The sequence below is a fragment of the Janthinobacterium sp. GW821-FHT03A03 genome, assembly GCF_059421435.1.
In genome coordinates this window covers 149,415-161,867 of the sequence record NZ_JBWKUZ010000005.1, presented here as the reverse complement: position 1 = coordinate 161,867, position 12,453 = coordinate 149,415, and the positions used below count along the sequence as shown (strand labels likewise).

Sequence of the window (12,453 nt, the reverse complement as noted above, 5' to 3'; positions counted from 1 at the left end):
CAGCCGTTGCGCTAGCATGCTCCTTTTGCCCGGAAAGCCGCCATGCCCATCACCCTGCGCCCCGCCCTGCCCGACGATATCGATGCCCTGTGGGCCCTGCGCACGGTGGCCGTGCGCGTCAGCTGCGCCACGCATTATGCGCCGGAGCAAATTGCTGTCTGGACGGCTACGCCCGTGCCGGCATCGTATGCGGCCATGCTGGCTGCCGGTGGCGGCATCGTCGCCATGCAGGACGGGGCCATTGCCGGCTATGCCATGCTCGATGCGGACAAGCAGGAAGTCGATGCCGTGTTCGTCGATCCCGCCCACGCGGGACTCGGTATCGGCAAGCGCCTGCTGGCGGCGCTGGAGCAGCTGGCGCGCGGGCGCGGCATAGTGCGCCTGCACCTGTCCGCGTCGCTCAATGCGGAGCCGTTTTACCGGGCCGCCGGTTTTGTTGCCTTGCGCGCGGAAGCGTATGCGCACCCGAGCGGCATCAGCCTGGCCAGCGTGGCGATGGAAAAGGAGTTGACGCCCGCCTGAACCTTCAGTCAGGCACCGCGCCTGCCTCCGACTCTGCCAGGCATTGCTGCAGTTTCGCGATCAGGGCGCGCACTTCGTCGTCGCCCAGGTCCAGCGGATCGCCGTGGGCGCCCACGGCGATCAGGCAGATGGCCGAGCCGTCGTACCAGGCGTCCAGGCGTTCCTCGCGTTCAGCGTTGCGCTCACTCATATTGTTCCGCCTCACGTTGCAAATCCCTCAGTAAATCGGCCGGCGCCGCGATGGCGCCCGCTCCTTGCGGCGCGGGAAACACGGACGCCAGCTGGCCGTTGATCGCCATGCCGGGCAGCCACCGGGTCAACAATTCGCCGAGCGCGATGGCGCGCGGCTGGAAAAGTTCCCACCCGCCGCTGGCGCAGGCCTGCGCAAACGCCGCCTCCGGCCAGAACGGTATCGCCACCTTGCCATGGGCGTGCGCCGTGGCCCAGCCGTCGTGGTACAAGCCCCACACTTCTTGCGTGTCGGCCACCTTGCGCACAAGGTAGGCATGGCGCTCGGCGGACGGCAGGCCCAGCACCTGCTTGAACTTTTCAGGATGCACGGTTTCCCCCTGCCTCGTCCCATACCCGCAGCTGCGGCGCGCACCAGCCCGTCACCATGTCGAGGGCGTCCAGTATCGCGTCTTCCCGCGCCTCCTCCTGCGCGCCGTCCCGCACGGACGCGCGCAGTTCCTGCAGCAAGGCGGTCACTTGCGCGGCCGTCACGCCGCTGGCGTGGTAGCGCAGCAGGATGGCGCGCAGAGCATGCAAACCTGCCCTGGCATCGAGCGCGGCGAGCAAGTCCCGGTCGATGTCGGCGATGATGGTTTGCGCCATGTCAATCCGCCTCCCAGGCGATGGCGGGCGGCCGCGCGCCGCCCGTCCTGAAAAAGTCGGCAAAGGCATGCTGGCAGTGTTCCACGTCCACGCACCAGCTTTCCGGATATTCATCCACCTGGCCGTTCGCCAGCAGGTAGCTGCAAACGCCCTCGGCCTCGTCGTCGCCCAGCGAATGAAAACTCAGGTCATCCTGCCCCGACAGATACATCAGCCAGGCGTTGCCGCCATTGCGCAGCATGCACAGGGCCGGGCCCTGCTCCGCATCGGCCGCCAGGGTCAGCCACAGCTCGCACTGGGCCAGGGCGCGCGCTTCCTGCAGCATTTGTTCCAGCGCAAGGATACTGTCAACGGCACGCGCCTCGCCATGCAGGTTCAATGCCATCGTCATGTTGTGCTCCCGCTCAAATCGTTCATCGCCAGCGCCGTGCTCAGGTAAAGCTTGCCGCTCAGGTCCTTCAATAAACTGCTCTGGCGCAGGCGGTCCATCACGGGCCCCTTCACTTCAGCCAGGTTCAGGCTGATGCCGCGCTTGGCCAGTGTGCTGTTGAGCTCGATCAAGCCCAGCAAGGCCGTACTGTCGATCTGATTGACTGCCGACAAGACCAGCACCAGGTGGCGCGCCGTCGGGTGCCCCCGCAGCTCGTCTTCCACGCGCTCCGTGACGGCTTCGACGTTGCCGAAGAACAGGCCCGCATCGATGCGCAGCAGCAGGACGTCGGGCAAGGTTTGCGCTTCATAGCGCTCCACGTTGCGGAAGTGCTCGCTGTTCGGAATGCGGCCCAGCACGGCGATATGCGGGCGGCTGGCGCGCCAGATCAGCGTCCCCATCGACAGCAGCACGCCGATCACCACGCCCGCTTCCACGCCCAGCACCAGCACGCCGGCCGTCGTCGCCAGCAGGGCCAGCGCATCGCTGCGGTCATAGCGCCACGACAGTTTCAAGGTATCCCAATCCAGCAGGCTGGACACGGCAAAGATGATGGTGGCCGCCAGCACGGGCAGCGGCAGCAGTGCCAGCCAGCCCGTGGGCGCCACCAGCGCCAGCGCCAGCAGTCCCGCCGTGATGATGCTGGCCAGCGGCGTGTGCGCGCCGGCCTGGAAATTGACGGCCGAGCGCGAAATCGACCCCGTGACGGGAAAGCCGCCCGACAACGCGCTGGCCACGTTGGCCGCGCCCAGTCCCAGCAGTTCGCGGTTCGTATGCAGTTTTTCGCCGCGTTTTTGCGCCAGGGTCTGGGCGGCGGACATGCTCATCAAAAAGATGATGAAGGCGATGAGGAGCGCCGGCGACAGCAAGGTGCGCCAATGGGCGCTGGAGGTGGCCAGGTTCAGCCCGGGCAAGCCGCTGGGCACATGGCCCGTCGTCTGCACGCCCATCGCTTCCAGGCCGCAATAAGAGACCAGTGCGATGCCGGCCAGCACCAGCGCCATCGGCGCCAGGCGCGCGCCCACGTCGGCCGCCACCTTGTTCAGGCCGCAGCGCTGCAGCAGGCGCGACGCGTAGCGCCTGGCCAGCCACAGGAACAGCAGGCCAGACAGCCCCAGCACGAGGCTGGGCGTGTGCCAGTGGGGTAGCGTTGCGCCCAGCAGGGGCGTGATCTGGCCCCAGATGATCAATATCGCGGCGCCGTTGCTGAAGCCGCTGATCACGGGACGCGACAAAAAGCTGGCCATGAAGCCCAGCCGCAGCACGCCGCACAGCAGCAAAACGAGGCCGCTGATGAAGGCCAGCTGGGCTGCCAGCACGATGTACAGCGAGGAGCCGGCGTCGGCCAGCGGCGCCAGGGCCGCGGCCGTCATCAGGGAAACGATGGCCATGGGGCCTACCGACTGCGTCATGCTGCTGCCGAATAAGGCGTACAGCACGGGCGGCAAGATGCTGGCGTAGATGCCCACCACGGGCGGCAAGCCGGCCACCAGCGCGTAGGCCATGCCTTGCGGCACCATCATCATGGCGACAACGATACCGGCGGTGATATCCCCGGCCAGCAGAGGACGCCGGTATTGCCTGAGCCAAAGCAGCATGAGTGATCCTGAAATCTGAAAACCGAAGCCTATCATGCGACGGGGCCGGCTGACAGGGGGGCGCGACAGGCATTGCCTCAATGACAATGCCAGCCCGCCACGCTCGGTACATCTTTCCTGTAGGAAAAATTACCGCCGCCATGTTTGCGGCACTCTGTTAGCGAGCGCACCGTAAGGCGCGCGTGCGCCGCCGATACTGGAGGCCAGCATCAGGGAGGCCAGCATGAGCAACGAGAACAAGGATCAAACCGCCGGTAACTTGCAGCGCACCGTCCAGCAGGAGCAGGATGGCCGCGACGCGGCCGGCGCCGCCAGGCGGGAGAGCAAACAGCCCGTGCAGACGGGTAGCCGCAGCCAGCCCGGCACACCCCTGCCCGCCCAGCACCTGGACAAGCCCGGCGTCGAGGGGCAGATGCAGCTGAAACCGCGCTTCCTGGCGCCCGACTATTGCGGCAGCGGCAAGCTGGCCGGCATGGTGGCCGTCATCACGGGCGGCGATTCGGGCATCGGCCGCGCCGTGGCCGTGCTGTACGCGCGCGAAGGGGCCGACGTCGCCATCATTTACCTGAACGAACACGCGGACGCCAACGAAACCAGGCGCTACGTGGAGGCGGAAGGCCAGAGCTGCCTGTTGATTGCCGGCGACGTGCGCGAACCGGGCTTTTGCCAGCAGGCCGTCAGCCAGGTGATGGACAGGTTCAGCCATATCGACGTGCTGGTCAACAACGCCGCCTTCCAGGAACACGCCGCATCGCTGCTCGACCTGAGCGAGGAACGCTTCGACCTCACCATGAAAACCAATGTCTACGGCTATTTCCACATGGCCAAGGCCGTGCTGCCCCACTTGCAGCGGGGCGCGGCCATCATCAACACGGGTTCGGTGACGGGTTTGCAGGGGTCGAAGCACTTGCTCGACTATTCCACCACCAAGGGCGCCATCCACGCGTTTACCATGGCGCTGGCCGGCAACCTGCTCGACAAGGGCATCCGCGTGAACGCCATCGCGCCCGGGCCCGTCTGGACGCCGCTCAATCCGGCCGACAAAACGCCCGAGGAAATCGCGCAGTTCGGCGCCGACACGGACATGCGCCGTCCGGCCCAGCCCGAGGAACTGTCGCCCGCCTACGTCTTTTTAGCCGCGCCCGCCTGTTCCAGCTACATCACGGGCATCGTCCTGCCCGTCACCGGCAGCGTGGGAGCGTAAGCGATGGCGCGCGCACTGTGGAAAGGCGCCATCAGCTTCGGCCTCGTGCACATCCCCGTCGAGCTGATTTCGGCCAGCCTCGACCATGAGCTGGATTTGTCCATGCTGGACCGGCGCGACTTCGCGCCCATCGGCTACAAGCGCTACAACAAGCAGACGGGCAAGGAAGTCGGGTGGGACGACATCATCAAGGGCTATGAATACAAGACGGATGAATACGTGGTGCTGTCCGATGAAGACTTGCGCCAGGCGAACGTGAAGGCCACGCAAACCATAGCCATATTGACCTTTGTCGATGCGGCGGAGGTGCCGCTGACCTTTTATGAACACCCGTATTATGTGCTGCCCGCCAAGGGCGGCGAGAAAGTCTATGCGCTGCTGCGCGAAACCCTGCGCCGGGCGGACAAGGTGGGTATCGCCACCGTAGTCATGCGCACCAAGCAGCATTTGTGCGCGCTCGTCTGCGTCGGCGACGCCATCGTGCTCAACACCCTGCGCTATGCCGATGAAATCCGCACCACGGATGACCTGGACTTGCCCGCAAGCACCATGAAGGGGGCCGGTATTTCCGACAAGGAACTCAAGATGGCCCTGTCCCTCGTCGAAGGCATGAGCGAAGCGTGGGAACCGGAGCAATACCACGACAGCTACCGCGAAGACGTACTGGCGCTGGTCAAGAAGAAGATCAAGGCGAGGCAGACCAAGACCATCACTGCTGCCGCGCCCGCGCCGGAAGAAGAACGCGGCAGCAATGTGATCGACCTCGTCGCCCTGCTGCAGCAAAGCCTGGGCAAGGCCGGCAAAGGCGGCGCCAGGGCCGCGCCGCGCAAGGCCGGCACGGGCAGGCGCAAGCTCGCCTGAGACACCCCTGCTGCATGCACAACGCTTTCATAAATGCATTGACTTTAGTCAAGCTTCTCGCTACGTTATGCACACGGCCTGCCACCCGGCAAGCACTGTCTGGCATGCGGGAAAAATGGATATTGAGTTAGATCAGCTTATCCTCAGCGAAGCCCCCGGCGGCGTCGTCGTCACGACTGCGGACCATGCCGTCGTGCGCTGGACCATGGGCGCGCAGCGCATCTTCGGCTATACGGACGACGAAGCCATCGGCCGCAACCTGTGGGAACTGATTTCACTGCCGGGACAGGCCGAGGCGGACCAGGCCATTGAAAACCGGCTGGCCCTGCAAGGCAGTTGCGACCACGAATCGCTGCGTCGGCGCAAGGATGGCGAGTTCATCTATGTCGACGTCACGTGCAAGCGCGTGAGCATGGGCCAGGATGGCCCCGGTTACCTGATTTCCACCATGAAGGACACGACCTTGCTCAAGGCCCTGCGCGACGCCCAGTTCGTCGATGCGCGCTACCGCGTGCTGTTCGAATCGACGCCCGACAGCGTCATCATGGTCAACGCCACGGGCGCCATCGTGCTGGCCAACCTGCAGGCGGAGCGCCTGTTCGGCTACGCGGAAGGCGAATTGAGCGGCAAGCAGATCGACGCCCTGCTGCCGCAGCGCTTCCGCCATGCGCATGTGGGCCACCGCTCGCGCTATTTCGACCAGCCGCGCACGCGCACCATGGGGGCGGACCTGGAACTGCTGGGCTTGCGCAAGGATGACGTCGAATTCCCCGTGGAAATCAGCCTGTCGCCCATCCAAACGGAAATCGGCTCCTTTGTCATCAGCGCCATCCGCGACGTCAGCGACCGCCGCCGCGCCGAACAGAAGTTTCGCGGCCTGCTCGAATCGGCGCCGGACGCCATCGTCATCGTCAACGGCGATGGCGAGATCGTGCTGATCAACTCGCAGACGGAGCGCCTGTTCGGCTATACGCGCGCCGAACTGCTGGGCAAAAACGTCGAAGTGCTGATCCCCGCGCGCTACGCGGCCGACCACCCGCATCACCGCCAGAGCTTTTCGGCCGCCCCGCGCGCCCGCTCCATGGGCGCCGGCCTGGAACTGTACGGCTTGCGCCGCGACGGTACCGAGTTTCCCGTCGAAATCAGCCTGTCGCCGCTGGAAACGGAGGAAGGCGTGCTGGTGTCGTCGGCCATCCGCGACATCACGGAGCGCAAGCGCATCGAACGCACGCTCAACGAACAGAAAATCGAACTGGAGCGGGCCAGCCAGGCCAAGGACCGTTTTCTCACCAGCATGTCGCACGAATTGCGCACGCCGCTCAACGCCATCCTCGGCTTTGCCCAGCTGCTGGCCAACGAATCGCTGCCCGCGACTGTCGTGCAAAAGCGCGCCTTCGTGCAAAACATCGTTACTTCGGGCCGCCACCTGTTGACGCTGATCAATGAAATCCTCGACCTGGCGAAGATCGAATCGGGCAGCCTGAGCCTGTCGATCGAGCCGGTGGCGCTGCCCGCGCTGGTCGAGGAAGTGCGCGTGATGGTGGAGGAGCAGGCGCAGCAGCGCAAGATCGACATGGTCTTTTCGACGTGCGAGCAGCTGACGGTGCGGGCCGACCATACGCGCCTCAAGCAAGTACTGCTGAACCTGCTGTCGAACGCCATCAAGTACAACCGCCCGGCCGGCAAGGTGGAGCTGGAAATCTCGCAGCCGGACCCGCAGCGCGTGCGCATCGCCATCCGCGACACGGGCAAGGGCCTGGATGACGCGCAGATGGCCGAACTGTTCCAGCCGTTTAACCGCCTGGGACAGGAAGCGGGCAGCGAGGAAGGCACGGGCATCGGCCTGGTCGTCACCAAGCGCCTCGTCGAGCTGATGGGCGGCGGCATGGGCGTGCACAGCTGCGTCGGCGTGGGCAGCGTGTTCTGGATCGAACTCGACACCATGGCCCCGCTGCCGCCCAGCCTGCTGGCGGAAACGGAAGACCTGGCCGAGTCCGGCGACGACGCCGGCGACGATGCGGGCGGCCAGGCCCTGCTGCTGTACGTGGAAGACAATCCGGCCAGCCTGCGGCTGGTGGAAGACATCGTCAGCTTCCTGCCCCACCTGCGCATGATCTCGGCCACCGATGCGCGCCACGGCATCGCACTGGCGCTGGAACGCCGGCCCGACGTCATCTTGATGGATATCAATCTGCCCGGCATGAACGGCAACCAGGCGCAGCGCATCCTGCGCAACGATCCCCGCACGGCGCACATTCCCGTCATCGCGCTGACGGCCAACGCCATGAAGGGCGACATCCGCCACGGCCTGGCCGCGGGCTTTTTCCGCTATCTGACCAAGCCCGTCGAGATTTCCCTGCTCAACGCGGCCATCGACGAGGCGCTGCAGATGGCGCGCACGGTGCTGCCGTTCAAGCCGGCGGACTGAAGCCGAGCTTTTTCATGGCCCCGTCCAAGCCCCTGGCGCTGCGCGCATAGCCGTCCCACGGCGCATTTCCCACGTCGAGGCGGCTATGGACGTTGCTCACGGTCCAGTGGTCGCCCGCCTTCAGCTTGTCGAGCTCCTCCCAGGCCAGCGGCACGGAAATGCCCAGCCCCGAGCGCGTGCGGGCCGACCATGCGCACACGGTGGTGGCGCCCCGTCCGTTGCGCAGGTAATCGATGAAAATCTTGCCGACCCGGTTGGCCGGTCCGCTTTTCAGCACGAAACGCTGGGGAATGAGCTGCGCCATGTGCGCCACGATGGCTTGCGCAAACGCCTTGACCGTATCCCAGCCGTATTGCGGACGTATCGGCACGACCACGTGCAAGCCCTTGCCGCCGCTCGTTTTCAGCCAGGCGGGCAAGCCCAGCTCCGTCAGGAAGGCGCGCAGCAGCACGGCCGCCTCGCGGATGGCGGGCCAGGCCACGCCCTTGCCCGGATCCAGGTCGAACACCAGGCGGTTCGGCGTGTCATAGGCGCGGGCCAGCGCATTCTGCGTGTGGAATTCCACCACGTTCCACTGCGCCGCCGACAACAAGCCTTGCATGGTGGCAACTTCCAGCATGGGTGCATGGTCCGGGTCGAGGCGGGGATCGAGCTGTCGCACGCCTGGCATGGCCGAGGTATCCGCATGCTTCTGGAAAAACAATTCTCCGCCCACGCCGGCCGGCGCGCGCACCAGCGACACGGGCCGGCCGCGCAGATGCACGAGCATCAGCTTGCCCACCAGCGCGTAGTAGCGCACCAGGTCGATCTTCGTCGCGCCGCTGTCCTGGTCGATCACGCGGTCCGCATGGCTGACCTTGAAACGGGACGGCAGGACGCTGTCCCGCGTGGCATTGCTGTGCATGTTCTTCTCCCTGTCGATGCGCTGCGCCCGCTCGCGCACGATGGCGGCCGGCTGTTTGTCCTGGCGCAAGCCGTGAAACACGGCATGGCGCACGGCGCCGCCGCTGGTCCATTGCGCAAAGCTCACTTCGGCCACCAGCTGCGGCCGGACCCAGATAGGCTGGCGCACGCCGCCCGCCTTGCCCGCGAACGGGCTCGCCGCGACGGCCAGCGCATCGAGGCGGCGGCGCAAGTCGCGCAGGACCGCGTCGTCAAAGCCGCTGCCCACGTTGCCCGCGTAGCGCAGCCGCCCCTCATCATCGTACACGCCCAGCAGCAGCGAGCCTATGCCGACGCGCGCGCCCTGCGGCGCCGTGTAGCCGCCGATGACGAATTCCTGGCGCAGCCCGCATTTGAGCTTGATCCAGTCGCCGGATCGCCGCGTGACGTAGGGTGAACCGCGGCGCTTGCCGATCACGCCTTCGAACCCCAGCCGGCAAGCGTGGGCCAGCAGTTGCTGCGGCGCAGCATCGAGCGCCGCGCTGAAGCGCACCAGCGGCGAGGCCGGCAAGCGCTGCAGCAGCTGCTCCAGCAGCGCCCGGCGCGCCTCGACGGGCTGGCCCCGCAGATCATGGCCGTCGAAATACGCCACGTCGAACAGGTAATACACGATCTCGCTGGTCGTTTCCGCATCGAAGGCGCGCTGCAGGGCGCCGAAGTCGGACTGGCCGGCGGCGCCCTGGACGACGATTTCGCCGTCATACCAGCCCGGCGGCAGTCCCAGCTCGTCCAGCGCCTGCCGCAGCTTCGGCAGTTTATGCGTCCAGTCATTGCCATTGCGCGTGATCAAGGCCACGCCATGACCGTCGCAGCGGGCCAGGATGCGGTAGCCGTCGAATTTCAGTTCGAAGATCCAGTCCTGCGCATCGGGCGGCGGAGTGTCAGCCAGGGTGGCCAGCTGGGGCGACAGGGTGGCCGGCAGCCTGGCGGCCGGCGCCGCCGCCGGCTCCACGGCCCTGCGGCGCCTGGGCATGGGCTTGTTCGCGACGCTGTCGGGGAATTCGTCGACGACGGAAAATTCGACGGCCGGCCGGGCAAACGCGTCCTTTTCCTTGATCAGCAGCCAGGCCGGCTGTTTTTCTCCCCTGCCCTTCATGCGCACCAGCACCCAGTTGCCGTGCATCTTGTGGCCGTGCACAGTGAATTTCAAGTTGCCAGCCGCCAGCGCCTTGCGCGCGTCCGGCGTGGCCGGCTGCGGCTGCCACGTGCCCTTGTCCCAGATGATGACCTTGCCCGCGCCATACTGTTTTTCGGGGATCGTGCCCTCAAAGCTGGCGTAGGCAATCGGATGGTCTTCCACCTGCACCGCCATGCGCCTGTCGCGCGGGTCGTAGCTGGGGCCTTTCGGCACGGCCCAGCTTTTCATGGTGCCGTCCAGCTCCAGGCGAACATCGTAGTGCAGGCGGCTGGCCCAGTGCTTCTGGATGACGAAGGCGAGCCCGTCGCCCGCCGCCTCGCCGCCCTCCGCAGGCTCGGGCGTGACGGCGAAATTGCGCTTGGCCTGGTAGGTCTTCAAGGCGGCTTTCATGGCGAACCCATGCAGTGAGAATGGTTTGAGTCTAGGCCGGCGGCGCGCGGCGCGCGGTACGCCAGCTAACAGAGCGCCCATGGCGCCCACGGTACGCACGGTGTGGACACACCAAGTGTAAGTATTTGTAATTGGCTGTCAACGCAATTGCCGCGCGGCGCGTTTTTGCCTCAGTGACAGGGGAAATGCATCTCCTGAACTACAACCCACTTCTTGAGGAACTGCACCATGAAAAAAGTAATCGCTACTCTGATCGCCGGCTTGTTCGCTACCGCAGCCTTTGCTCAAACCCCAGCGCCAGCAGTGCCGGCCAAGGCCGAAGCCAAGCACACCAAGGAAGTGGCTAAAGCAGAAGCAAAAGAAACCAAGGCCGTCGTGAAAGCCGATGCGAAAGAAGCGGCCGTCGCCGCCGACGCGAAAGCCGATGTCGCCAGCGCCAAGGCCGATGCGAAAGCCACCAAGGCCAAGGCCCATCACAAAGCGAAAAAAGCCAAGGCCAAGGCTGACGAAGCGAAGACTGAAGCGGCCGCAGCAGCAGCCAAATAATCCCCTCAGCGCGTTTTTTGCGCCACACAAAAAGACAGCTTCGGCTGTCTTTTTGCATTTTCATGCCCGCATCATGCGGCAACGGCAGATAAAAAGCTTGATTGTAAGAAAGTGTAAACGAGGTCAACGGCACGCTTGCGGGGCGCGTTTTCTGCTCAGTGATACGGGAATCATCCCGGCACCGACAGAGACACCAGACAAACCACCACCGAGGACTGCACCATGAAAAAAGCAATTGTTACCCTGATCGCCGGCCTGTTCGCCACCGCAGCCTTCGCCCAGACGCCCGCCACACCCGCCGCCTCCGTTCCGGCGAAAGTGGAAGCGGCCCACGCCAAGGCCGCCGTGAAAGCGGACGCCAAGGAAGCGCAAGCCGTCGTCAAGGCCGATGCAAAAGAAGCGAAAGCCGTCGTCGCCGCGAAAACGGACGTCGCCAGCGCCAAGACGGAAGCGGCCGCCACCAAGGCCAAGGCGCACCATAAAGCCAAGCAGACCAAGGCCAAGGCTGACGCAAAACTGGCATCGGCCACCGCCGCCGCACCAGTTTCGGCCTCGGCTCCGGCTCCAGCCAAGTAATCCAGTACCCGAATTCATTCGTCACTCCACCTGATAGGATTTCATCATGAAAAAAGTTATCGCCGCCCTGTTCGCCACCCTGTTCGCCACCGCCGCTTTTGCGCAAACCCCGGCCGCTCCGGCAGCCTCCGTTCCCGCCAAGGCGGAAGCGGCCCACACCAAAGCCGTGGCCAAGGCTGACGCCAAGGAAACCAAGGCCGTCGTGAAAGCCGATGCGAAAGAAGCGGCCGTCGCCGCCGACGCGAAAGCCGATGTCGCCAGCGCCAAGGCCGACGCGAAAGCCACCAAGGCCAAGGCCCATCACAAAGCGAAAAAAGCCAAGGCCAAGGCTGACGAAGCGAAGACTGAAGCGGCCGCAGCAGCAGCCAAGTAATCCCCTCAGCGCGTTTTTTGCGCCACACAAAAAGACAGCTTCGGCTGTCTTTTTGCATTTTCATGCCCGCATCATGCGTCAACGGCAGATAAAAAGCTTGATTGTAAGAAAGTGTAAACGAGGTCAACGGCACGCTTGCGGGGCGCGTTTTCTGCTCAGTGATACGGGAATCATCCCGGCACCGACAGACACACCAGACAAACCACCACCGAGGACTGCACCATGAAAAAAGCAATTGTTACCCTGATCGCCGGCCTGTTCGCCACCGCAGCCTTCGCCCAGACGCCCGCCACACCCGCCGCCTCCGTTCCGGCGAAAGTGGAAGCGGCCCACGCCAAGGCCGCCGTGAAAGCGGATGCCAAGGAAGCGCAAGCCGTCGTCAAGGCCGATGCAAAAGAAGCGAAAGCCGTCGTCGCCGCGAAAACGGACGTCGCCAGCGCCAAGACCGAAGCGGCCGCCACCAAGTCCAAGGCGCACCATAAAGCCAAGCAGACCAAGGCCAAGGCTGACGCAAAACTGGCATCGGCCACCGCCGCCGCACCAGTTTCGGCCTCGGCTCCGGCTCCAGCCAAGTAATCCAGTACCCGAATTCATTCGTCACTCCACCTGAT

General features: G+C 65.0%; 14 protein-coding genes. 8 read left to right on the top strand and 6 right to left on the bottom strand.

What is annotated here, in order from left to right:
* Positions 1–42: 42 nt before the first annotated feature.
* The gene (locus AC07VI_RS13075; protein ID WP_086146608.1) at positions 43–522 is read left to right on the top strand and encodes a GNAT family N-acetyltransferase; all 480 of its coding nucleotides are present in this window, start codon (positions 43–45) and stop codon (positions 520–522) included.
* A gap of 4 nt (positions 523–526) precedes the next feature.
* Here AC07VI_RS13075 and AC07VI_RS13070 read toward each other — a convergent pair whose 3' ends face one another.
* From AC07VI_RS13070 to AC07VI_RS13050, 5 genes are read right to left on the bottom strand one after another with little or no spacing between them, the layout of a single operon-like run.
* The gene (locus AC07VI_RS13070) at positions 527–712 is read right to left on the bottom strand and encodes a hypothetical protein (RefSeq protein WP_492994843.1); all 186 of its coding nucleotides are present in this window, start codon (positions 710–712) and stop codon (positions 527–529) included.
* A complete protein-coding gene (locus AC07VI_RS13065) occupies positions 705–1,082 on the bottom strand; it encodes a DUF2750 domain-containing protein (protein WP_086146609.1) in 378 nt (125 codons plus the stop codon). The genes AC07VI_RS13070 and AC07VI_RS13065 overlap by 8 nt, the downstream gene beginning before the upstream one ends.
* Complete coding sequence (locus tag AC07VI_RS13060) at positions 1,072–1,356, bottom strand: hypothetical protein (RefSeq protein ID WP_086146610.1); 285 nt, start codon at positions 1,354–1,356, stop codon at positions 1,072–1,074. The genes AC07VI_RS13065 and AC07VI_RS13060 overlap by 11 nt, the downstream gene beginning before the upstream one ends.
* Position 1,357: 1 nt before the next feature.
* Positions 1,358–1,747, bottom strand: a complete 390-nt coding sequence (locus tag AC07VI_RS13055) for an Imm1 family immunity protein (protein WP_099420567.1) — start codon at positions 1,745–1,747, stop codon at positions 1,358–1,360.
* Positions 1,744–3,384 carry a SulP family inorganic anion transporter gene (locus tag AC07VI_RS13050; RefSeq protein WP_086146612.1) on the bottom strand — a complete coding sequence of 547 codons (1,641 nt, stop codon included), beginning with the start codon at positions 3,382–3,384 and terminating at the stop codon, positions 1,744–1,746. Before AC07VI_RS13050 ends, AC07VI_RS13055 begins: the two co-directional genes overlap by 4 nt.
* 223 nt (positions 3,385–3,607) lie before the next feature.
* On the opposite strand from AC07VI_RS13050, the gene AC07VI_RS13045 reads away from it, so the two are divergent.
* The 3 genes from AC07VI_RS13045 (at position 3,608) to AC07VI_RS13035 (ending at position 7,877) form a co-directional block, all read left to right on the top strand.
* A complete protein-coding gene (locus AC07VI_RS13045; protein ID WP_086146613.1) occupies positions 3,608–4,588 on the top strand; it encodes an SDR family oxidoreductase in 981 nt (326 codons plus the stop codon).
* Between the two features lie 3 nt (positions 4,589–4,591).
* Positions 4,592–5,449, top strand: a complete 858-nt coding sequence (ku, locus tag AC07VI_RS13040; protein ID WP_086146614.1) for a non-homologous end joining protein Ku — start codon at positions 4,592–4,594, stop codon at positions 5,447–5,449.
* Positions 5,450–5,564: 115 nt separating this feature from the next.
* Complete coding sequence (locus AC07VI_RS13035; protein WP_086146615.1) at positions 5,565–7,877, top strand: PAS domain S-box protein; 2,313 nt, start codon at positions 5,565–5,567, stop codon at positions 7,875–7,877.
* Here AC07VI_RS13035 and ligD read toward each other — a convergent pair.
* The gene (gene ligD / locus AC07VI_RS13030) at positions 7,861–10,347 is read right to left on the bottom strand and encodes a DNA ligase D (RefSeq protein ID WP_492994848.1); all 2,487 of its coding nucleotides are present in this window, start codon (positions 10,345–10,347) and stop codon (positions 7,861–7,863) included. The two genes, AC07VI_RS13035 and ligD, sit on opposite strands and share 17 nt — an antisense overlap.
* 228 nt (positions 10,348–10,575) lie before the next feature.
* On the opposite strand from ligD, the gene AC07VI_RS13025 reads away from it, so the two are divergent.
* The 4 genes from AC07VI_RS13025 to AC07VI_RS13010 all read left to right on the top strand — a co-directional run bounded on the left by AC07VI_RS13025 (position 10,576) and on the right by AC07VI_RS13010 (position 12,418).
* Complete coding sequence (locus AC07VI_RS13025; protein ID WP_076571722.1) at positions 10,576–10,893, top strand: hypothetical protein; 318 nt, start codon at positions 10,576–10,578, stop codon at positions 10,891–10,893.
* Between the two features lie 222 nt (positions 10,894–11,115).
* Complete coding sequence (locus tag AC07VI_RS13020) at positions 11,116–11,469, top strand: hypothetical protein (protein ID WP_099420825.1); 354 nt, start codon at positions 11,116–11,118, stop codon at positions 11,467–11,469.
* Positions 11,470–11,515: 46 nt separating this feature from the next.
* The gene (locus AC07VI_RS13015) at positions 11,516–11,842 is read left to right on the top strand and encodes a hypothetical protein (RefSeq protein WP_492994851.1); all 327 of its coding nucleotides are present in this window, start codon (positions 11,516–11,518) and stop codon (positions 11,840–11,842) included.
* Between the two features lie 222 nt (positions 11,843–12,064).
* A complete protein-coding gene (locus tag AC07VI_RS13010) occupies positions 12,065–12,418 on the top strand; it encodes a hypothetical protein (RefSeq protein WP_193068885.1) in 354 nt (117 codons plus the stop codon).
* Positions 12,419–12,453 lie beyond the last annotated feature (35 nt).

Excerpts from the sequence above, each read along its gene's own strand:
- AC07VI_RS13050 (WP_086146612.1), bottom strand. The coding sequence starts at position 3,384 with ATGCTGCTTTGGCTCAGGCAATACCGGCGTCCTCTGCTGGCCGGGGAT.
- AC07VI_RS13060 (WP_086146610.1), bottom strand. The coding sequence starts at position 1,356 with ATGGCGCAAACCATCATCGCCGACATCGACCGGGACTTGCTCGCCGCG.
- AC07VI_RS13055 (WP_099420567.1), bottom strand. The coding sequence starts at position 1,747 with ATGACGATGGCATTGAACCTGCATGGCGAGGCGCGTGCCGTTGACAGT.
- AC07VI_RS13015 (WP_492994851.1), top strand. The coding sequence starts at position 11,516 with ATGAAAAAAGTTATCGCCGCCCTGTTCGCCACCCTGTTCGCCACCGCC.
- AC07VI_RS13025 (WP_076571722.1), top strand. The coding sequence starts at position 10,576 with ATGAAAAAAGTAATCGCTACTCTGATCGCCGGCTTGTTCGCTACCGCA.
- ku (WP_086146614.1), top strand. The coding sequence starts at position 4,592 with ATGGCGCGCGCACTGTGGAAAGGCGCCATCAGCTTCGGCCTCGTGCAC.
- AC07VI_RS13075 (WP_086146608.1), top strand. The coding sequence starts at position 43 with ATGCCCATCACCCTGCGCCCCGCCCTGCCCGACGATATCGATGCCCTG.
- AC07VI_RS13020 (WP_099420825.1), top strand. The coding sequence starts at position 11,116 with ATGAAAAAAGCAATTGTTACCCTGATCGCCGGCCTGTTCGCCACCGCA.
- AC07VI_RS13070 (WP_492994843.1), bottom strand. The coding sequence starts at position 712 with ATGAGTGAGCGCAACGCTGAACGCGAGGAACGCCTGGACGCCTGGTAC.
- AC07VI_RS13035 (WP_086146615.1), top strand. The coding sequence starts at position 5,565 with ATGGATATTGAGTTAGATCAGCTTATCCTCAGCGAAGCCCCCGGCGGC.
- ligD (WP_492994848.1), bottom strand. The coding sequence starts at position 10,347 with ATGAAAGCCGCCTTGAAGACCTACCAGGCCAAGCGCAATTTCGCCGTC.
- AC07VI_RS13010 (WP_193068885.1), top strand. The coding sequence starts at position 12,065 with ATGAAAAAAGCAATTGTTACCCTGATCGCCGGCCTGTTCGCCACCGCA.
- AC07VI_RS13045 (WP_086146613.1), top strand. The coding sequence starts at position 3,608 with ATGAGCAACGAGAACAAGGATCAAACCGCCGGTAACTTGCAGCGCACC.